Source organism: Pseudomonas sp. PS01301 (assembly GCF_029960215.1).
In the GTDB taxonomy this organism is placed as follows: domain Bacteria; phylum Pseudomonadota; class Gammaproteobacteria; order Pseudomonadales; family Pseudomonadaceae; genus Aquipseudomonas; species Aquipseudomonas coleopterorum.
In genome coordinates this window covers 19,202-40,391 of sequence record NZ_JASCPM010000036.1, presented here as the reverse complement: position 1 = coordinate 40,391, position 21,190 = coordinate 19,202, and the positions used below count along the sequence as shown (strand labels likewise).

17 protein-coding genes, 1 tRNA gene and 2 pseudogenes are annotated in these 21,190 nt (G+C 56.8%); 11 read left to right on the top strand and 9 right to left on the bottom strand.

What is annotated here, in order from left to right:
- Positions 1-11: 11 nt before the first annotated feature.
- The 7 genes from QMX89_RS17245 to pilB are packed head-to-tail and all read right to left on the bottom strand — an operon-like array spanning position 12 to position 6,759.
- The gene (locus QMX89_RS17245; protein ID WP_282349139.1) at positions 12-1,376 is read right to left on the bottom strand and encodes a sensor histidine kinase; all 1,365 of its coding nucleotides are present in this window, start codon (positions 1,374-1,376) and stop codon (positions 12-14) included.
- Positions 1,376-2,086, bottom strand: a complete 711-nt coding sequence (locus tag QMX89_RS17240) for a response regulator transcription factor (protein WP_282349138.1) — start codon at positions 2,084-2,086, stop codon at positions 1,376-1,378. Before QMX89_RS17240 ends, QMX89_RS17245 begins: the two co-directional genes overlap by 1 nt.
- Positions 2,087-2,144: 58 nt before the next feature.
- The gene (yacG, locus tag QMX89_RS17235; protein ID WP_049861149.1) at positions 2,145-2,348 is read right to left on the bottom strand and encodes a DNA gyrase inhibitor YacG; all 204 of its coding nucleotides are present in this window, start codon (positions 2,346-2,348) and stop codon (positions 2,145-2,147) included.
- A complete protein-coding gene (gene coaE / locus QMX89_RS17230) occupies positions 2,345-2,968 on the bottom strand; it encodes a dephospho-CoA kinase (RefSeq protein ID WP_282349137.1) in 624 nt (207 codons plus the stop codon). Before coaE ends, yacG begins: the two co-directional genes overlap by 4 nt.
- On the bottom strand, positions 2,965-3,837 hold the full coding sequence (locus QMX89_RS17225) for an A24 family peptidase (protein WP_282349135.1): 873 nt from the start codon (positions 3,835-3,837) through the stop codon (positions 2,965-2,967). Before QMX89_RS17225 ends, coaE begins: the two co-directional genes overlap by 4 nt.
- 3 nt (positions 3,838-3,840) lie before the next feature.
- Complete coding sequence (locus QMX89_RS17220) at positions 3,841-5,055, bottom strand: type II secretion system F family protein (RefSeq protein WP_282349134.1); 1,215 nt, start codon at positions 5,053-5,055, stop codon at positions 3,841-3,843.
- A 3-nt stretch (positions 5,056-5,058) separates the two neighbouring features.
- A complete protein-coding gene (gene pilB, locus QMX89_RS17215; protein WP_282349133.1) occupies positions 5,059-6,759 on the bottom strand; it encodes a type IV-A pilus assembly ATPase PilB in 1,701 nt (566 codons plus the stop codon).
- Between the two features lie 374 nt (positions 6,760-7,133).
- On the opposite strand from pilB, the gene QMX89_RS17210 reads away from it, so the two are divergent.
- The 6 genes and pseudogenes from QMX89_RS17210 to QMX89_RS17185 all read left to right on the top strand — a co-directional run bounded on the left by QMX89_RS17210 (position 7,134) and on the right by QMX89_RS17185 (position 11,745).
- On the top strand, positions 7,134-7,556 hold the full coding sequence (locus QMX89_RS17210; protein WP_282349132.1) for a prepilin-type N-terminal cleavage/methylation domain-containing protein: 423 nt from the start codon (positions 7,134-7,136) through the stop codon (positions 7,554-7,556).
- A gap of 74 nt (positions 7,557-7,630) precedes the next feature.
- Positions 7,631-7,706, top strand: a tRNA-Thr gene (locus QMX89_RS17205).
- Between the two features lie 161 nt (positions 7,707-7,867).
- A pseudogene (locus QMX89_RS17200) lies at positions 7,868-9,191 on the top strand (integrase arm-type DNA-binding domain-containing protein).
- 894 nt (positions 9,192-10,085) lie between these two features.
- Positions 10,086-10,373 (top strand): annotated as a pseudogene (locus QMX89_RS17195) (integrase); the annotation flags it as partial.
- A gap of 178 nt (positions 10,374-10,551) precedes the next feature.
- Positions 10,552-11,166 (top strand): hypothetical protein, encoded by a 615-nt coding sequence (locus QMX89_RS17190; protein ID WP_282349131.1) that lies wholly within the window; start codon positions 10,552-10,554, stop codon positions 11,164-11,166.
- Between the two features lie 378 nt (positions 11,167-11,544).
- On the top strand, positions 11,545-11,745 hold the full coding sequence (locus QMX89_RS17185; protein ID WP_282349130.1) for a hypothetical protein: 201 nt from the start codon (positions 11,545-11,547) through the stop codon (positions 11,743-11,745).
- Positions 11,746-11,946: 201 nt separating this feature from the next.
- Here the strand turns inward: QMX89_RS17185 and QMX89_RS17180 are convergent, their stop codons facing one another.
- Positions 11,947-12,654: a hypothetical protein gene (locus QMX89_RS17180; protein ID WP_282349129.1), complete on the bottom strand. Its 708-nt coding sequence runs from the start codon at positions 12,652-12,654 to the stop codon at positions 11,947-11,949.
- Between the two features lie 659 nt (positions 12,655-13,313).
- On the opposite strand from QMX89_RS17180, the gene QMX89_RS17175 reads away from it, so the two are divergent.
- From QMX89_RS17175 to QMX89_RS17155, 5 genes are all read left to right on the top strand, one after another.
- Positions 13,314-14,312, top strand: a complete 999-nt coding sequence (locus QMX89_RS17175; protein ID WP_282349128.1) for a hypothetical protein — start codon at positions 13,314-13,316, stop codon at positions 14,310-14,312.
- 30 nt (positions 14,313-14,342) lie between these two features.
- Positions 14,343-14,984: a hypothetical protein gene (locus tag QMX89_RS17170; RefSeq protein WP_282349127.1), complete on the top strand. Its 642-nt coding sequence runs from the start codon at positions 14,343-14,345 to the stop codon at positions 14,982-14,984.
- Positions 14,985-15,266: 282 nt separating this feature from the next.
- On the top strand, positions 15,267-19,037 hold the full coding sequence (locus QMX89_RS17165; protein WP_282349126.1) for a hypothetical protein: 3,771 nt from the start codon (positions 15,267-15,269) through the stop codon (positions 19,035-19,037).
- A 323-nt stretch (positions 19,038-19,360) separates the two neighbouring features.
- A complete protein-coding gene (gene yecR / locus QMX89_RS17160; RefSeq protein ID WP_282349125.1) occupies positions 19,361-19,906 on the top strand; it encodes a YecR family lipoprotein in 546 nt (181 codons plus the stop codon).
- 79 nt (positions 19,907-19,985) lie between these two features.
- Positions 19,986-20,387: a VOC family protein gene (locus QMX89_RS17155; RefSeq protein WP_282349124.1), complete on the top strand. Its 402-nt coding sequence runs from the start codon at positions 19,986-19,988 to the stop codon at positions 20,385-20,387.
- Here the strand turns inward: QMX89_RS17155 and QMX89_RS17150 are convergent.
- Positions 20,384-21,157 carry a hypothetical protein gene (locus QMX89_RS17150; protein ID WP_282349123.1) on the bottom strand — a complete coding sequence of 258 codons (774 nt, stop codon included), beginning with the start codon at positions 21,155-21,157 and terminating at the stop codon, positions 20,384-20,386. The two genes, QMX89_RS17155 and QMX89_RS17150, sit on opposite strands and share 4 nt — an antisense overlap.
- Positions 21,158-21,190: the final 33 nt, after the last annotated feature.

The window sequence follows — 21,190 nt, the reverse complement described above, 5'->3', positions numbered from 1 at the left end:
GCATTAACTTTCTAAACACTTGGCGTCTGGCTCGGCGAGTCATGGGCCAACAGACGCAGGTTCATGCGCAGACCGTGATCCCCGCGGCTGGCCCACAGCTGGCCGCCCTGCAACTCGATCGCGCGTCGAGCGATGCTCAAGCCCAGGCCGAAGCCCTTGCCCGGCGTGCCATCCAGGCGCAAAAACGGCTCGAAGATCCGCTCCAGGTCGGCGACGTCGACACCGGGCCCTTGGTCCTCTACGCACAAATGCCAGAAGAGGCCATCACGGTGGCCATGAAGTGTCACCCAGCCTTGCGCTGGCGAGTGCCGGACCGCATTGCGCAGCAGGTTCTCCAACGCCTGAGCGAGGCTGTTCAGGTGGGCCTGCACCACGCAGTCGTCCGGCACCTCGCAGCGCAAGCGATGGGCCGGCCAGTGGTTCTCGAACTGTACGTCTTGCACCAGCGCTTCCCATACCGAACGTACCCGCACCTCTTCACGGGGCAGGTCGGGCCGTTCGGTATCGAGCCAGGCCAGATCCAGCGCGTCCTCGACCAGTCGCTGCATCTCGTCGACTTCGCGCGACACGCGCGCCTGCAATTGCCCGTCCGGCAGGCCGCTGTCGCTGGCCACACGCAGACGGGTCAGCGGAGTACGCATCTCGTGGGACAACGTGCGTAACAATTGACGTTGCTGTTGCAGGCTCTGCCGCACACGCTGGGCCATGTGCTCGTAAGCCTGGGCCAGTTCGCCCAGTTCGTCTCGCCGTTGCGCGACCGCACTGCTGGCGACCGGCTCGAGGTCGTCGGCACGCAGCGCGTTGGCGCGTTCGCGCAGTTCATTGAGCGGCACCACCAGATGCCGATAAAGCAACAGCCCCAACAGCAGCGCCAGCGCAGCCGGCATCAGGCCGTGAGTGACGATGTGGGTCCAGGGCGTGAGCCCCTCCGGTAGCAGCCGTTCCGGCAGTTGCAGTACCAAGCGACCTTGTTCGGGATGCCGAGGAAAGGCGATGCTGACATACGGCAGTTCGTCGTCCAGGCGTCGGCTCATGGGCCAGTCGAGCTTGCGCATGAAGGTCAGGTGGCTGGATTCATCGTGGCTCAAGGCGCTGGTGCCCAGGCTTTGCAGTTGCGGACCGATCACCGCTGCCCAGGTTCGCTGATCGGCCATGAACCGTTCGCGCCATCGCTCCACTCCATCTGCGCCTTCGTTCAGCCAGCGCTGTTCGGCCTGCTCGGCATGGGCCGCCAGACCCTGTCGGGTGGCAGGGTCTAGAAAATAACTGCGCCGCTCCACTTGCAGGCCCCAGAACCACACCAGCCACACCAGCAGCAGACAGAAACCCGTCTGCAGCAAAGCCAGCTTCCACAGCAGCGAATGACGCCGACGCATCACCCTGCGACCACCAGTACGTAACCCTGGCCGCGTACTGCCTGGATCTGCACATGGTCGGCACCGATCTGGCCCAGCTTGCGCCGTATGTTGCACACATGCACATCCAAGCCGCGGTCCAGCCGTGTGTAGCTGCGGTGCAGCACCTGTTGATAGAGGAACGCCTTGCTCAAGGCCTCACCAGCGTGGTCGAGCAGGGTGCACAGCAGCCGGTACTCGGAGCTGGTGAATCCAGCCGGGCGTTGGTGGTAGTGGATGTCCTGAGCATGGCCGTCACGGATCAAGCCGGCCACATCGGTTTCAGCGCGGGTCGGCGTGGCGCGGCGGTCCAGGTCCACCCGGCGCAGCAGCGCGTCGATACGCGCATCCAGCTCGGCCAGGCTGAAAGGCTTGGGCAGGTAATCGTCCGCGCCCTGGGTGAAACCGCTGATGCGATCCTGCTCGGCGCCCAGGGCCGACATCAGCATGACCGGCGTACCGTGGGCCTGGCGCAATTGACTCAAGACCTTCAGTCCGTCGAGGCCGGGCAACATGATGTCCAGCAGAATCAGGTTGAACGGTTCACGCTGCGCCAGCAGCAAGGCTGCGTCGCCGCGTTCGCACACCTGCACCGCCAGACCACGACGTTGCAGGTGCAGGCACAGCTGTTCGCGAAGCTCGGCGTCGTCTTCGACCAACAGTACGGAAGGGGGTTTTTGATAGTCATTCACAATTGCGCAATTGTTGCATCCCGAAGACTGCATCACAATCGCGCAATGCAACGCTGCTTCAATGACCGCGCGGTGGCAGGTCCTCGCTGAACAGCTCGTCCTCGGCATCCGGGCTGACCGGAATCTTGTGTTCCTCGGCCGCCCAGGCGCCCAGATCGATCAGTTTGCAGCGGTCGGAACAGAACGGCCTGTTCACGTTCGCTGCCGTCCATTCCACCGGCGCCCCGCAAGTTGGGCAATCAACGGTCAAGGGTTGGCTCATTCTCGGCCTCCACGCAAAGTCAGGTAAAAAGTATGCAGCCGCTCGACTTCCGAGCGCAGCCAGGCCAGATCACGATCATTGACCAGCACATCGTCCGCCAGCGCCAGCCGCTGCTCGCGGCTCGCCTGGGCTTTCAGAATCGCCTGGACCTGCTCCGGCGTGGTGTGGTCGCGCAGGAGTGTCCGCGCGACCCGCACCGCCTCGGGCGCATCCACCACCAGCAGGCGTTGGGTGATGCGGTATTGGCCGGACTCGACCATCAGCGGTGATACGAACACCGCATAGGGGGACGTCGCCGATGCCAGCGATTGCGCAATTTCCTCGGCAATCAGCGGGTGCAACAACGCTTCGACCCAGCGCCGCTCCTGCGCATCCTCGAAGATCACCTTGCGCAGCGCTCCGCGATCCAGGCTGCCATCGGCCTGCAACAGCGCCGCGCCATAGCGTTCGACCAGTGCCGCCAACGCCGGACGCCCCGGCTCCACCACCCAGCGCGAGGCCTGGTCGGCGTCCACCACGTGCACGCCCAACTCGGCAAAGCGCTGCGCCGCCGCGCTCTTGCCGCTGGCAATGCCACCGGTCAGACCCAGCACCCACGGTTTATCCACAGCTGTTGTCATCGGAACCCGGCAAACTGCATGTATGAAGTGGTTATTTGATCACCCCACAGCAATGCAATCCACCCCGCAATGGCCAGATAAGGCCCGAACGGGATCGGCGTACTGGTTTGCGCGTTGCGCATCCGCAGCATGATCACCCCCAGCACCGCCCCCACCAGCGACGACAGCAGAATGGTCAGCGGCAGAATCTGCCAGCCACCCCAGGCCCCCAGCATGGCCAGCAACTTGAAATCGCCGTAGCCCATGCCTTCCTTGCCGGTGATCAACTTGAACGCCCAATACACCAGCCACAAGCTGAGATAACCCGCCACCGCGCCCCACAGCGCGTCATACAGGTTCGTGAACAAGCCCTGCCCATTGACGATCAACCCCAGCCACAACAGCGGCAGCACCAGCACATCCGGCAGCAACTGGTGATCGGCATCGATCAGACTCATCGCCAGCAGCCCCCAGGTCAGCACCAGAAACGCCGCCGCCTCCCAGCCCAGGCCGAAGTGATACACCACGAACGCACTGAGAACGCCTGTGGCCAACTCGACCAGCGGATAACGCAGACTGATCTTCGCCCGACAGCTGGAGCATTTGCCGCGCAGCATCAGGTAGCTCACCACCGGAATGTTCTCCCAGGCGCGAATCTTGTGCGCGCAGTGCGGGCACTCGGAGTGGGGGAGCAGCAGGTTATAGGTGGCGCCCGCGGGCTCCGGTGGCAGGCCGAGCATTTCCCGGGACTGCGTAGTCCAGTCGCGGTCGAGCATGATGGGAAGGCGGTGGATGAGGACGTTGAGGAAGCTGCCGATGATGAGGCCGAGGAGGAGGGCGCAGGCGGTTAGGGCCAACGTGGAGAAGGCTAATGGGTCGATTAATGGCATTTCTTAGACTACGTTGCCGAGTTGGAAGATGGGGAGGTACATCGCGATAACCAAGCCGCCTACCACTACACCAAGAACCGCCATGATCATGGGTTCCATCAGGCTGGTGAGGCTGTCGACCATGTTGTCGACCTCGGCTTCGTAGATGGTTGCCACGCGGTCGAGCATGTCGTCTAGGGCGCCTGATTCTTCGCCGATGGCGGTCATTTGGATGGCGAGGGTGGGAAAGACGCCGGTTGAGCGCATGGAAAAGTTGAGCTGCATACCGGTGGAAACGTCGGCTTTGATGCGGTTTACGGCGTTTTTGAAGACGACGTTGCCGGTAGCGCCTGACACCGAATCCAACGCATCCACCAGTGGCACGCCGGCCGCGAATGTGGTGGAAAGCGTGCGTGCATAACGAGCCACCGCTGACTTGTACAAGATAGCGCCCACGATGGGCACCTTGAGCAACCAGCGATCTACCGTGTCACGCAGTTTGGGACTTCGTTTCATTGCATATTTGAAGCCAAAGAACAAACCAACGAAGCCCGCCAGCAGCAGCAAATACCACTCTTGGACCACGTCAGACAGCCCCATCACCATCAGCGTGAAAGCTGGCAGCTCCGCGCCGAAGCCTTCGAAGATCGACTTGAACTGCGGCACTACCTTGATCAACAAAATCCCTGAAACGATGATGGCAACAACTACTACCGCGATGGGGTAGGTCATCGCCTTCTTGATCTTCGCCTTGAGCTGCTCGGTCTTTTCTTTGTAAGTAGCCACCCGATCCAGCAAGGTTTCTAAAGCACCCGCCTGCTCACCGGCATCCACGAGGTTGCAGTAAAGATCGTCGAAGTATTCCGGCTTCTTCCGCAGTGAAGAAGCGAAACTGTTACCTGCAGCAACTTCTTGCTTGATCTCATCCACGAGCTTGCGCATGTTGGGGTTATCGACACCTTCGGAAATGATGTCGAACGACTGCAGTAATGGCACACCGGCGCGCATCATGGTGGACATCTGCCGAGTGAACAGAGCAATGTCGGCAGGCTTGATCCGTTTGCCTTTGCCGAACAGTGAAGTGCCCTTCTTCTTGACCTTACCAGGGTTTATCCCCTGTTTGCGCAACTGCGCCTTGATCAACGCCGGATTATGGCCGCTCAGCTCCCCAGACATCTTGGTGCCTTTGCGATCCAGCCCTTCCCAGGCATAGACGTGGATCTTTGCTTTGACCGCCATTACTTAATCCTTGGTGACTCGGTTGACTTCGGCAAGGCTGGTGACCCCTTGCATAACCTTGACCAGACCCGACGATCGCAAATCGCTGAAACCCTCCTTGCGCATCTGCGCCGCGATCTCGATCGCGTTGCTGGCTTCCATGATCATGCGCTGGAGTTCCTTGGTGACTTTCACCACCTCGTAGATACCCTGCCGACCGCGATAGCCGCCGTTGCACTGCTCGCACCCCACGGGTTCGTAGATCTTGAAGGTGCCTATCAGCTCCGGTGCGAAACCTTCCTCGATCTGTGCGTCGCGCGGAATGTCCGCTTCCTTGCGGCAATGCGGACACAATTTTCTCGCAAGCCGCTGCGCAATGATCAGGCTGACGGACGTTGCAATATTGAAGCCAGCCACGCCCATGTTCTGCAAACGAGTGAGCGTTTCCGCAGCGCTGTTGGTGTGAAGGGTGGAAAGCACGAGGTGACCGGTCTGTGCGGCCTTGATGGCGATCTCGGCGGTCTCCAGGTCACGGATCTCACCGACCATGATCACGTCGGGATCCTGACGCAGAAACGAACGTAGGGCCTGGGCAAAGTCCAGACCTTGCTTGTTATTGACGTTGACCTGATTGATACCCTCCATGTTGATTTCCACGGGGTCCTCGGCCGTCGAGATGTTGATGTCCACCGTGTTAAGGATGTTGATGCCGGTGTAGAGCGACACGGTCTTACCCGAACCTGTAGGACCAGTGACCAAAATCATCCCCTGCGGTTGCCTCAACGCCTGAAGGTAGAGCTCTTTCTGATGAGGCTCATAGCCCAGCGCATCGATACCCATCTGCGCACTCGACGGGTCGAGGATACGCATCACGATCTTCTCGCCCCACAGTGTCGGGAGGGTGTTTACCCGGAAGTCGATAGCCTTGTTCTTCGAGATGCGCATCTTGATCCGGCCGTCCTGCGGCTTGCGACGCTCGGAGATGTCGAGGCTGGCCATGACCTTGAGACGTGCCGCAATGCGGCCTGCCAGATTGATCGGCGGACGCGCGATTTCGCGGAGCATGCCGTCAGTCCTGAATCGAACGCGGTAGGTTTTCTCATAGGGCTCGAAGTGCAGATCAGAAGAACCGCCACGAATAGCATCGAGTAGCATCTTGTTGACGAAGCGTACGACAGGCGCGTCATCGGCGTCCTGTCCACCGATGGAGTCGTTTTTGTTGTCGTCGACGGTTTCGACGTCCAAACCATCTAGATCCAGATCACTGAGTTCTTCGAGGCCAGTCGTGCCGCTTTCAAAAAACTTCTCGATGGCGTCGGTCAGCTTGTCGTCTTCAACGAGAATGGCTTCGGCTGTCAGGCCGGTGTTGAACTGGATGTCAGTGATGGCCTGATGGTTGGTTGGGTCCGAAATGCCTACGAACAATTTGTTGCCACGTCGCCAAAGTGGCAGGGCATGATGCTGGCGAACCAGCTTTTCGCTGACCAATCCTCTAGGCTGGGCTTCACGATCCACTGCTGCCAGATCAAGAAAGGACACACCAAACTGATCGGCCGCAATTTCAGCAATATCACGGCTTTTTGCTAGCTTGTTCTGTACCAGGTAGTGAACAAGGGGGACTCGGCTACGCTGAGCTTGCTGATAGGCCTGCTGTGCAGCCTTGTCGGTCAGGAGTTCAGCGACGACCAATTGCTTGGCCAAGCCGGTGAGGACGATATCGTTCATGAGGGCACCAAGTACGGACAATCCGTGTTTTATAGCGTAGTCGAGGAGTGCTGCCAAATCGGGTGCCCTTGTTCAAGATATGTGCTATCGCGGTTATGTGTCGAGTGCTGAGACCAACCGACAAGGTGTCCCCTGATTAAGAATTGCCTTTAAGAAAACCATCGATACATAGAGCAAGATGAAGCGTGGAGCGTGACAAAAATTGTCAGATATGGCGCAGATCGTCCATCTCAGCCCCAATTTTCGACGATTTCAACCAAATAAAGATTAGCGATAAAGCTGGCACGGATCATGCTTCTAACAAGATTACTGCAAGATGGGCTTTTGAAGTTTGCTCTCTGCACATTGAAAATTTCGTACTGTGAGGAACGACTATGAACAAGTTACAAAAAGGCTTTACGCTGATCGAACTGATGATTGTCGTGGCAATTATTGGTATCCTCGCAGCAGTTGCTTTGCCTGCCTATCAAGACTATACAGCGCGAGCAAAAGCTTCAGAATTGATTTTGGCGGCAAGCAGTGCACGCACATGTGTTACGGAAACAGTAGCTTCCAAAGGTGCTCTAACCGGTCTTGCATCATGTGGTGGCGACAGTTTTGTGCCTACTAAATACGCCAAGACGCTGACAGTTGCCGATACTACCGGGGTAATTACTGTAACAGGTGCAATCAAAGTTACAACCGGTACCGACGCTACTGTTGTAATGACACCTGCGCCAAATACAGGCAAGACAGATATTGTCAGCTGGTCTTGCGCCGGTACACCTGCAAACTGGATGCCGGGCTCTTGTAAGTAATCGGTCGGAAGCATGTTAGGTGCGTTGAGAAATCTCCGCGCACCTATCATCTTGACTATCATTTAGAGATAACCGCCGGTGTAGCTCAGTCGGTAGAGCAGCGCACTCGTAACGCGAAGGTCGTAGGTTCGATTCCTATCTCCGGCACCAGTTCAGGTTCCAGCGAAGGCTACCAAAATCTCTGGAAGCCCCGTTAAACCCGCCTTGTGGCGGGTTTTTTCGTTATGGCGTTCCGTCGGAATCCGACAGCTGCCAGCCGATTTAGGGGTAACGTTTGGGATAAAGTCGATTCGATAAAGGGGTTTACCCTTATGGCTTGTACCACTACTCCCCTGACCGACACCGCCTGCCGCTCGGCCAAGCCTACTGACCGTCCCTACAAGCTTTTTGACGATGACGGTCTTTACCTCCTCGTTTACCCCAATGGCCGCAAAGGCTGGCGCTTCCGGTATGTGAAACCGGATGGGCGAGAGGGGCTGACCTCGTTTGGCAATTATCCCGTCATTGGTCTCGCAGATGCTCGGCAGAAGCGTCTGGAGACTAAGCGGATGCTGGCTGAGGGCATAGATCCGACTGCGTCCAAGTAGCAGGCCAAGGCCAAGGCGGTTGTCAGGGGCCAAACGTTCGAGCGTGTTGCTTTAGAATGACATAAGGAAATGTCCGTGAAGTGGGCGCCTGGCCATTCCAGGACCGTGCTGAGTCGTCTGAAGGCTCACGTATTCCCCCTGCTAGGCGCACGCGCCATTGTTGATCTGGATACCTTCGACCTCATGCAGCCGCTTGAGGCGATCAAGAAGCGCGGCACGATCGATGTGGCCGTAAGGGTACAAAACTACCTTCAGAGCATCATGCGTGAGGCGAAGCGGTTACGGCTCATCACGGTGAACCCTGTGTAAGACCTTGAGGGCTTCATCAGCGCGCCACGGGTTACGCATCGGCCTGTACTCCCACTGTCACGTCTGCCTGAGTTGATGGACCGCATCGAGCACTACAAGGGACGCACGCTCACTCGGCTGACCGTCATGCTGTCTGTGCATGTGTTTGTCCGGTCCAGCGAATTACGCTTCGCACGCTGGAGTGAGTTCGACTTGAAGCGCGGTATCTGGGAGATACCTGATACGCGGCCCGCGTTGGACGGCGTACCGTATTCGACCAGAGGAACGAAGATGGCGGGCGACATCCATCTGGTGCTTCTGTCACCGCAAGCGGTGGTGTTGCTCGAACAGATTCATGTGATCACGGGGTACTTCGATCTAGTATTCATCAGTGACGCCCGCTCGTGGAAGCCTATGTCCCGAGAACACGGTCAACAGCGCTTTGCGGAACATGGGCTACGACATCAAGACCGAAATCTGCGGGCATGGCTTCCGGCCCATGGCGTGCTATGCCTTGGTCGAATCCGGGCTGTGGTCAGAGACCGCTATCGAGCGGCAGATGAGCCACAGGGAGCGCAACAACGTTCGGGCGGCGTATATCCACAAGGCCGAGTTCCTGGAGGAACGGCGAATGATCATGAGTTGGTGGAGCCGTTACCTCGAAGCGAACCGGCAGGAGCATACCTCGCCGCATGAGTTCACGAGTCAGACCGGGGCAAACGTTTCTAGCCTAAGAGCAAGGCGTGGCGCAGTCGAGTGAGCGCACGGCTTTGAAGTTTCGGTGATCTGCTTTCCATACGGGTCCATCCAAACAGGGCTGCAAAGCCGCCTTGTTTGGATGGACCTCACCTAAAAAATAAAAAGCACCAAATCGGCCACTGGAAACCACGGGATTCCGTACACGCTCAATGCCATTTTCAACCGCAAAATCGTACGGGCCAGTCGCTTGACCATCTCGGATTGCGGGCGTAGAAAAGACAGTGCGAAGGCTGTCGTTGACAGCACCCCAGGTGACCCGAACCTTAAAGGTCACGCCGCTCTGGCGATGGTTCTCCCCAAGGGCGATTCGCATCCGGCAGCTCGCACGGTCACTACCCATGTGATGGATGCTCTCACACATATGGTCCTCGTGCGCCAGACACACCGTACCTCACTGTCCTGCAGCAACCTATCCGCTTGGCTCAATCCTGCGCCAACCTGTGCCCGTCTCTTTCTGTGGAAGAGACGGGCACTTCTAACACTGCTGCAGCCCTGATCGCACATGGCTTTGCGGCATTCCCCCTCGTGACAATCGGCGTGACAAACGCCGATGTCACCAGCAACAGCGCTGTAGATGATGGTGCCGCAGACCAAGGAATGGTCTGCACCTGACTGACAGTCAAGCATGCCCCAGTCATCGCATTGCTGCTTGCACCTGGCTCAGGATCTTCAGGCGCTGGTCTCGTCAGCCAGTGCTGCCTCCACCCGCCCACCGGTAACGGTGCTCAGGAGGCCAGATCATGAGATGCCCTTGCTCCTGGACGTAAGGAGCCGCCAGTCCCGCGTTAGAGGACATCCCCACAGGTCGCAGGGGCCTTGATCCCTAATAACACTCAACATTCTTGGCGGGATGACGTGGGGCGAGGATCGGAGAACGGTAGATGAGGTGACTGACATGGCATTGGTGGGTAGACGCGATGGTCGTAATTTCGATTACGGGAGGCATTTGAGCTACTCAGTACCTCACGCACTGAAAGGCATATTCGGCGGCCGTCATTACGGCACGGTCAAAGCGCACTGTGATCGGTGGCAGGCATTCGTGAATTGGTGCCGTTCCGAACAGGGGCCCGGAAGCAATGATGCGCGGTAGGTTGATCGGAAGTTGTTGGCCGACTATGCGGCGTATCTGCGTAACGCGGTTGGGCGCGGTGACCTTGCTGTCTGCACCGAACAAAACCGCCTACTTCTGTGTTCGTCTGTGCTTGCTTAAAGTAAAAACTCGTATTGATCTGCTCAGGGAGGCGCCTGCTAGGTTGTGAGCCAATCCGGTAAAAATGTAGGGTTCGGTAGGCTTTTTTACACTGATGGACAGCGTGCATACATTTGGGTAGCTTTCATTTCCTCGTCAACGGGAGAAAACTATGGCAGCGGGTAGTGCGGGTTCAGATGTGGCTTCTTGGGGTGCGTTAGTGTTAGCTACAGCCGTGGCAGCTGGAGGGGCGGCTTGGACTATACAGCTCGATAATATCTCTGAGAGAGACAAGCAAATCGCGGCCATGCGAGAGGCCAGTAGTTGGGATCTTCCAGAAACAATAAAAAATCTGAAGAATGTTAGTTCTGAAATTAATACCACATTAAAAAGTCGCGCTGATCAGCAGTTGCTTGAAAAGCGCGTTGCTGAATTGCAGCAGGAAAACAATATTCTTGATGAAAAGTTGAGCGCAACGGCTGTTGAGCTTTCTGAGGTTAACAAAAAATATCTAAAACTGAAGTCTCAACTTCAGGGTGCTGCGAAGCAGCCCATTACTATTGAACTGAGTGAAGGGCAGAGCGAAGATGTTATCCCAGGAGTGGCAGCGCTTGCCGTTGAGCTTATTTACCCTCGATCTCGAGTAAAAGGAACTTTTGGGGGGCAGCCGTTTGAGGGGCGCGCAGGAGAGCGCTTGTCATACAAAGTGGCAGGCATAAATTGCACCGTGTTCATCAAGACTATTAAAAGCGACAACACGATTCTATCTACAACATGTGATGGTTGATCTTAATCCAGTGCTTAAGGGTCTTAATTTGTTTAGGCTGCAATTTAGCCCAATAAATTATTGAGGCTGACCGCTTCGGAATGGAGGAATCGGCTAGGAACGGTCTGTTAGGTTTGCTTAAGAGTTCGGCTTTTAGAGGGCTTAGCCTCGGGCGGTAGAAATCTGAAGGCGAAAGTTAAGGGAGCTGGTTACCATTCGATTCGATGATCACTATAATAGTAAGAAAATGTTGCGCACGCTCATGCTCGGTGTGCAATCTGAATGTATAGGAAAATTAGGCCGTCACATCAGTATCCGCCCTGCTCAGGAGATTTTACGACTAGGTTACTCTTGCAACTGACATGCGACTGCAATACCGATTTACCTCAAGAATTCTGGTTGACGCGTTCACACTTAAAAGCGCTTTTGGAAATGCTGGAAAAAGACAAACCAAGTAGGCGAAAAATTGACACTAACTACTTTCAATATAATGGTTTTTCCTTGGGGTTTAACTCATCCAAAGAGAATGCCGGTAAATACGGATTTGACGAAAGCCCTGCTGAAATCCAGCAAATATTGAAAAAGCTTTTGCTGATCTAGCTCGGTCACACTAATTAGGCCTATTTAGCCCGTTGAATGACCGCTTCTGACCACTTTAACTGCTGTCGTTGCTGGCAGCTATGGGGCAAAGCTGCACTCAACTAAAGACAACTTTTGGCCGTGAGCGACCCACACGAAGGACAGTTATGGGTCGATAGCTGTCTCTCGCAGCTCCGCCCCTGAGCTAAAGAGCACTCATTGTTACGCAAAGGCGGACTCAAAATCACTGATCGCCTGGTTTACCTTGTATCGAAGCATCAGCGATGCAGAAAGTTTTACCATCGCTTCGAACAAGACATGCCCTGATTCGATCTCACATTGACCAATACAACGCCTGGCATACTCACCAGGCTCGTACGCGTAGACTATGTAGAAAACCCTGCCAGACTTACGGTTCAATCCCGCAGTGATATGTGTGACGGTCCCAGCCATCACAGTTGAGTCAGGATGTGAAAACTCCAAGACGTCGTCAAACGGAATAAACATAGCCGTAGCGGACATCACAAAGAGACTCGCGATATCTAATGCTTCTTCAACTTTTTCGAGCTCAGGCGTTGCGTACTCATGCTCAAGAATATTTCTCATGTCGACGACTTTGCGCAACAAGCTTGGTGCCATTAGCCCGAGCGCCCTGACACGTTCGATTTTTTTGGGCACGTTCCATCTAAGTGGCTGGTAGCCAAAAGAGATCAACAACTGATCGAGCTGGCTGACAACGGCACGTTTCGCATTGGTCGTTGCGTTGACAAGAGCCGCTAAGCCGCCCCGTTCAAAATCGTCCTCCGCCAATGATAGGAACTCGGCCGGTGAAGTCTTCAAGTCAGCCATTCCAAAACTGCCACCGCCCAACGCGATTTCACACTTGCTCATATCAAAGTTATGAGCGACGCATAACTCTTTGATATCCATCTCACTCCAGCCTATTGCCAGGTAAAAGAAACAGTCTATCAGCGCCGACGTACGTTTAACTCAGTCGACGGTAGCGGACAATGAGAAAGGGCACGCCATGCGAAACCCAGGTGGCAAGCGCCTTCGGAGGTACCCGCAATGCTGCGCCGGCAGCTATGAGCTAAGGGTGGTCGTGCGCGATACTCAGGCTGCTCAGTGGAGAATTTTAGATTTCATCAGGATAGTATCTGGCTAGCTAGGCAGGTTCCAAGTGAGGCTTCGGTAAGACGTGAGTAAATGCGAAGATTTGTTGGTGCACGAGATGATTGAGCGGACGCTATGGTGTGAAACCGAAAATGGCCGAACCAAACTGCCTCAGGGCGAGTTGCGAAAACGGACCGAACCATTGCTCATTCTCGGTGAAGCGGGCATGGGAAAGTCGTATCTGCTTGAATGGTTTGCTCACTCCGCACGACGATGAAATAGGTGCCGAGGTTCGTGCAGCCGCAAGGCCATTCGCTGCACACTGCCCTGACCTATTGAACTGGATCGAAAGGCTTGCCAAGCCGGTTATACCCGAATGGAAGATCGAGCAAGTTGAAAGCGAACGTATCCGCTAAGAAAAGCAAGCTGCCGCGCACGCCCAGCACCGAAAGAGCTATGCGACTTGTATCGATCAAATGGGTGTAGGCGACTTCGGAACAATCATCGATCCGGCCAAAGCCTATCTCAGTCTGTTTAATGATATCGGAGACGATGTGCCTGCCCACGAGCGCGTTGCTCAATGGCTTGGCGACGATATCGGGGATGTTGCGCATGTGGGGTTCGAAGCATTTATGGTGCTTGAACCAGCCACGCCCACAGCGCACGAGATTGCGGAAAGCGTTGCACAAGGTCAGTACTACGAAGCTGGCTACATTATCGTTGCTGCGCTCGCCGAGCGCTTTCGGAAGGGCGTAGGGTTCGATGATCTTTCTGATGAGCGCCTGATGGCGGGACTGTTTGTACTGCGCCGAACTTGCATCGACGACCACGCAGGGATTATCGGTCTCAGAGAGGCGATCGAGGCCGCTATCCAGGCTCGCGACGGTTGGGGGGACGCAATGCGGCTCTACCATGAACCTCAGCTTCAAGCGCGCTGTGAATCAGTAGACGGCCTCTATGCACTTGTGCGAGATGAACGTCATGCAGAACTTGCTGCTGAGCTTGCTGCCGAATGGCTAAAGCGCTTCCCAGATCTTCCGATCGGACCGGAAGCAGAGTTGATCTATCGGCTTATCCGCTCGGGACGATTCGAGGTATTACGCCGCGTTGCCGTTGGTCGCGTAAAGCTGACTGACGATGAGCGTAGGCGCAACTGGGATACGATTGGCCTTGTCGTCGATTTTGAGCAGACGGCTGCGCGGCTGAGTGTTTCCCAGATTGAACCAGAGTTGCTCTGGCATTTGCGTGATTCCACAGGTGGACATTCTGACGATGGTTCCTATGTTGCTCTGGAGCCAGCGCAGCTTGAATGGATCATCACTACATTTCGCCCGCATTGGTCAATGGTTAGTCGTCCAAGCGTGACTACCGGGGGCAATACTAATCCCTGGGATGCGAGTAATCATCTGATCCATCTAATCCGTCGTCTGGGCAATGACACCAGCGAAGATGCAATCGCTGCGTTGATGCGCTAGAGGAGCGCGCCTACCGACGGTTACACCGAGTTGATTAAGATTGTTGTCGCAGAGCAAGCGCACATCCGTGTCGAATCATCTTATGCTCCTCCCGCGCTTGAAACCATCAATTCGATTACACGTAATCTTCTTCCTGTATCCGCCGCTGATCTGCAGGCGTTGGTGCTCGAGGAGCTTTCGATCGCCCAAGCGAAGGTCAAGAGCGACGATGCCGAATCATGGCGTGGCTTCTATGATGACAACGGTACGCCCTTCGCGGAGGAACGCTGTCGTGATCATCTTATTGGGCTGCTTCGCCAAGGATCGAAAGAGATCACGTTTGATCCTGAGGCGCATGTCGCTGCAGACAAGGAAGTCGATATTGCCTGTTCAGCGCGTGCACTTAGGATACCGATCGAAGTGAAGGGGCAGTGGCACGCGGAACTCTGGAGAGGTGCAGACATGCAGCTTGATGCACTCTACACCCGAGACTGGCGAGCAGAGGGTCGTGGCATCTATCTCGTCCTCTGGTTTGGCGATCAGAATCTGCCGAACAAGTGCCTTAAAAAACCAGGGCGAGGTACGGAGCCACCTCAAGCAGCGAATGAGTTGCGGGAGATGCTCATTACTGGAAGCAAATCAGTACGTGAGGGACGTGTGATTGTTTTTGTGCTTGATCTGGTGCGCTCTTAGCCGAAAGTCAGCAAGATGGCGGGAGTTAGGACAACCGTTGCCTGACGTGCCGAATGTTGAACGCCTGTAAACTGCCGTTCGATGCTAGATATGGGTAGACGGAGCCGAATCACAGTGTGAATACCGCTGGGTGAAGAGCTATACTACATCATATTCTTAGCGCCCCCTGTTCCATAACTTGCACTTCCGGGAGTAATGTCTTCACGAGATATCCTCCTCTAGTCGCCGCTTGGAGCGAATGCCCGACGAATTGTTTTTGGCCATCGGAAAGGGAGGTTTGGTTTGGCGACAAGAGCTGGCTCTCATGCGGGACGTGGGTTCCGCTATCAGGATGCGGTTGCGGCAAGCCTTGCTGTGGAAAACTTCGTCGGCCAGCTTGGTTACGGCAGTGTCGTCCCTGAAGGGGGTGACGATCTTGAGGTCCGGACGGCCAGCGCTAGAACGCTCGCGCAGGTCAAGTCACGACGCGACCACATGGGGCCGTTTTCAGCTCGTTCAGTGGCAGGCTTCGTCACGAAAATGTGGGAAGGAGAAGGGCTTCCTGGCGACCAATTTCTGCTGGTGCTCGAAAGTAACATTGGCGAACGTCGCACTGCCATCCGCCAGTTGCAGGATCTTTCCGCCTATCCGACCGTCGTAGCCCAGTTGAAGGGACGCAAGGGGCTGGCTGGCCTCATTGCGCGAACCAAGGTGCTCGTGCTGCCTGACCCTCGCGGAAGCGCATTAGCCCAGATTTCGGCTAGGCAGGCCTGCACCCCCTTCGAAGCCGAAATGTACTTCGCGGACCTCTTGGGCGTGGTGGGGCATCTTTCTGATGTAAATGGTACTCGGCCGGAGAACGCCTATCTTGGGCTTGCAGTATCTGATGTTCAGCACCGGTTCGATGCGCTACAGCCGCTTTTGACCTCAGCACTAGTCGAGGCAGCGCTAACTGAGGGCTTGTGTTCAGCTGTGGACTTCCTGACTCCTGATGAGGATCCGCAGTTCTACCTGGGTGTCGATGCGCAGGCATCACATGTAGCGGCGGGACTTGTTGTGGAACGCCCTGAACTCCGTGCAGCCGTTCTCCAAGGATTGGAAAGCCGCAGAAACGCGCTCATTCACGGTGCTTCCGGCTCAGGAAAGTCAGCAGTTCTTTGGGAAGCCGCGTATGCCAGTCGCCACGCAGTGCGTTGGTTTCAGGTTCATCGTATGCCGCCGACAGCAGTTGCGTCACTTGTCCAGCTTGCACGCTCCAGACGAGCGACTGCTGATGCGCCCGTCGGCTTCATCATCGATGACGTGGGCCGAGGGTTCTGGGAGGGTTGGACCGCGTTGACTGCGGAGGTAAATCGCACTCCTGGGCTGCTGCTTTTGGCATCTGTACGAGAGGAGGATCGTTATCCGCTGGTAGATAACCGTCGCGCTGCCCAGGTCAAGGTTCAGGGTGACGACACTCTTGCTGAACGAGTGTGGCGAGAGTTGAGGGATAGAGGGCAAACCGCTTGGCAAGGATGGCGAGAACCTTGGGCGCTGGCGGCTGGCCATCTACTTGAGTACACCCACGTGCTTACCCAGGGGCATCGATTGAGTGAGACGCTGCACGCGCAGATTGCTGCGCGGATGAACGACGTCACTCGACACGACGAGTTGGATGTCCTGAGGATGGTGGCTTGTGTGAACGCTGCGGGTTGCAGTGCCGATGTGTCAGAATTGCCTCGCGTCTTGTCCAAACCAGCAACTACGGTCTCGCTAGCGTTGACCAGACTCAAGGATGAGCACCTAGTTCAAGACACACATGACGGCAGGATAGTGGGGCTGCATGAGTTGAGATCTGCAGAGCTACTTCGTCTGTCCCACGAGTTCGCGCCGCCCTTGTTGTCGACTACGGTCGCAACTGCAGTTTGGCTGGTGTCGGCATCCGAGATGTCTCGGTTCCTTGAGCGCACGCTCTCTAGGCACGGGGGATACGATGACGAGGTAATTGAAGGCCTGGCACTTAGATTGGAGGCAGCACCGACAACGACGCTCCTCAGCGCGATTCTGACAGGGCTGGATCACACGAACGCGCATCGGGTGATCGGACGATGGCTCCAGACCGCCGAAGCACTAGCGATGGCGAAGTCGTTGCTGGGAACGCCTGCTGGACTTGCGATCGGCGACGTCGAGCCACCAGATATCGGTCAGATAGTCTCGGCATCTCGACGCTTTACTGAAATCAGAACTGAGGTCATCGCTTCAGGTTTGACCGCTCGCTTTTTGGTTCGGTTAGCTCCAAGCGATCTGCGCCGCACGCTCCAGGCGGGGAGCAGCATGGGGGACTTGACCCGGGTCATGGCTTCGCTACTCGGCCAAGTCATCCCAGCTTCGCACTTGAGGGAGCTGGCCACACTTTCCCCACCGCTTGTCGACGCGGACTTTCAAGCCATAGTTTCGCTACTAAGAGTCACAGCAAGGGTCGACAGGGCGCTGGCGATCAGTTGGGTCGATGCAGTAGGGCAAGAGGTGTTGTTCCAGCGCTTCTGCGACCATGTGGCATGGGCTGAAGCGCCGCGTCTGAGCCTATGCGAGGAAGGTAAAGAGGTTCGCTCAGACTTCTGGTACGTAGCAACCTCCGTGCAAACCGACCTTAATCACGAGGTGTATCAGACTTGTGAAACCTTGCTGGCGCTGACACCTGCAGCAGATATTGTCTCCAGCAACGCGCTCGGAGGTGATGGGAGCATCGTCCCGTCCACAATTGGAGATTACCCGCTTGCTTGCAAACGCATGCCCAGGGCGAACGTTCCCGCGCCCGAACAGGTTGCCCGCAATCGTGCGTGGCTGGCCATTCTCAACGCGGAATTGGCTGTTAAGAGTTACACCGCATATCTAGCGCAATGCCTGGATCTGCTCAATATGCTCGTCCCGAACCTCAGAGCCCTGCTTGACGGGCAATTCAGAGGAAAGACTGACACAACGGCACTCAACATTTTGGGGCGCGTATACGATGCTGCTATCAGCTTGGTGGCGCCACAGGAGCAGCAGCCAACAGCTGAGGTTCAGAGCTGGTCGAGGCTGCCATCGATCCTGTCCAGTTGCTCCACGGACCTCGTCCGGAGGTTTCTTGCGCTGCCGCAGGGTGCTCCGGCCTACATGGGGTGGCTTGCAGACCTCCAGAAAAGCATCACGATTGCGGCGTCCGAGGAGTCATGGGATGTGTTGTCAATCGAGGCTCCGAAAGAGTTGGATCAGCTACGACGCCTCGTGGAAATGTTTCAGACGATGGCCGGTGAGTCTGAGAAAAGAGGGCTGCACCCGTTCCTCACCCACCGCTGCCAGACGGCCCCAAAGGGAAGTGCGCTTGGCAAGGCGGCACTTGCCGCGCGCCGATATCGCGAGGCCGAGTTCAATAACTTGGAAGGTAGGCTGAGGGCCGAGTTGACCGCAATAAGCCCTGGCATCGGCGTTTATCTGCTTCATGAGGCTACTATTCCCGGGGTGTGGCCGCCTGCGGATGTGCTGGTCACCTTGCCTGTGAACACCGATGGAACAGGCTTGGACCTAGAGAGTGGCTGGGCAGCCTGGCGCGCTCTTGTTGATGACGGGCGCAAGATTTGCGTCCTGCCGGTCATGGGCAAGCTCGGATTGACGAATCTCGCTACATCTGGCTTCGACAGTATGTTCCCGGTCCTATCAAATGAACTGGCGCAACCCTGGTGCGCCGCCGCAGGACTCCAGGCAGCTCCGCTGGATTCGCTAAACGTATTTACTCGGCTCACCAACCCGTTGGCAGAGCTCCAAGGCATTGATGCGTATTGGAGCAGTAAGGGAACCAGGATGCCCGAGGAGGAAAGCATCTATCGGGCGATCTTCGAGACTCTCGACGAAGCGAGGGAGGCTTGGAGCAACTTGGCACTCACGGACGACATCAAGGGGGCTGGCCTGCAACTCGTGGATGCCGCTCTTCAAGGCGAACTCTCGATTGCGAATGCCGCTGCAAGGCTACTGCACGGCGAGCGGACCCAGACTATCGAAGCCATCGAGTCATTCGTCCTAGGACTTACCGTGTTCGATTGTCAGCGCAGTGCATAAGCTCGGCAATGACAACTATGATGACCGCCCTCGTGCTGAAGGTGGGTGGTGGCTCGACGGAGCACTTTGAATTCCTTCCAGACTAGTCTGCCGCAAGTCAGGGCTTTTTCACGATGATTCGCCACCTGGAAATAGGCTGAGGATGATTTTAGAGATAATGAGTTATACCCTGAAGAAAAATATCGATTGAATTCAGCGTCTTTCGTGTCGATACGATTCCTATCTCCGGCACCATCTGAAATCACCTGTGTCAGCTTCAGATTTTCAGACCCAGCAAGCCTGATGTAGCACCGCTGCTCAAAAACTCAGAATACGGATATCACATGCCTCTCCTAACCCTCAGCCGCCGAACAGCGGCTTTCGTGTTTTTGGCGACCCTTGCCGGTTGCGCAACGCACAAGGACTTCCAGGCCACAGGCGGAAGTCGCGCAGATGGCGTCATTGACGTTGCGTATGAATTCGGTAGCTTCGAAACCCCGGTGGTCGATCAGCAGCAGGCGTATGCCATTGCCCGCTCCAAGTGTTCATTATGGGGTTATGTCGACGCAGAGCCTTTTGGCGGAACGAACCAGGAATGCACGCTCAGACGCGGCTATGGCGATTGCTCCGCATGGCGTGTATCGAAGAAATACCAATGCCTTGGCAACCTCGGCAGCGTGTCTGCGCCACTCAATTACCTTGGCCCAAGCCAAGCTCCTGTTGCTGTCCGTGCGCGACAGGCGACAGCACCCTACCAAGCCGTGCCCAGTACCGCACCTGCGCCCTTATCAGCCTCTGAATACCGCGAACGGCAGATCGATTTGCTGATGCAGCAGAACTTGCCTTACGACGAGTATCAAAAGAGATATCAGGCAATCATGGCGCAGTAGCGAATCGGGGGCAGGGACATAAATCTGTCCGGTTCGGTTCCTCTCACGCATAGCCCACACGACATGCCTAGGAGCCCCCATGTTCAGCCACATCCAAATCGGCGCCCGCGATCTCCCAAAAATGCTCGCCTTCTACGACCACGTCCTCCAAACCCTGGGCCTCATCCGCATCCCCGAGGAAAACGACGGCGGTCCAGCCGGCGCCGGTTGGCAGCGGCCGGGCAGGCCCTGGCCTCAGGTCTACGTCCAGCTTCCGTTCAACGGCCTACCGGCCACGTGGGGCAACGGCATGCAGGTGAGTTTTGCGGGGCAGTCGCAGCAGCAGGTGCGGGACGCGTGGCAGGCGGCGTTGGATAACGGCGGCGCGGACGAGGGGGCGCCGGGTTTGCGGCCGCAGTATGCGCAGGACTATTTCGGGGCCTATTGTCGGGATCCCGAGGGCAACAAGTTATGTTTCGTGCACACCTCTGATATGGCTTAGGCCGCTTTCCGGCGCAGGTTGGCCAGTCGCGCGACGACGGCCGTGATTACTACGGCCAGGACCACGCCCGTCGCCACGGCGGGCAGTATGCCCAGTTGCATCACCATCCCCTGCAGGCTCAGGTAGAAGCCGATCACGCCGACGGCGCCAATGGCGTTGCCGCGCACGATCGCGGCGAGCTCCTGACGTCCGCCCTGGACGTGGGCGAACACGGCCAGCGGCCACGCGATGATGGGGATGGGCGCCAGGTAGCCACTGACGACGGGGCCCAGCCACTGTGCGCCGGCGGTGATCAGCAGGAGCAGCAGGGTGGCGGTGAGCATCCGCATCGGGATGATCCAGCTGGGCAGCGGAACCGGTTTTGCCGGGCGCTCGCCGGTCGTTGAGGTGGCCATGATCAGTACGATGATGAGGCACAGCGTGACTGCGATGGACGCCGGGAGTGAGCCCAGCCAGTTCATGAGCAAGGCGGCGACCACGTAGAAGGCCAGCGCTGCCACGCAGCCGAGGAATGCCGAAAGCCGCCGGGTCACGGTGAGGTAGAACAGGTAGGTCGCCTGGATCGCCGCAACGCCCGCCAGCGCGCCCGGTACCGCCATTGCTACGAATCCAGGGCCTTGTTCAAGGCTCAGAAACAACATCACCACGGCCGAAGTCACCGGAAGACCCGAGAGCAAGCCACCGACGTGGGTGCCCCAGCGTTTGGCCGCAATGGAGATCGAGAGCATGAGCAGCGGGGTGATGAGCAGCTTGAGGTAGAAGACGGTCATGGGCGTGTTTCGTTGTTTTTGGTTCGTACGTTT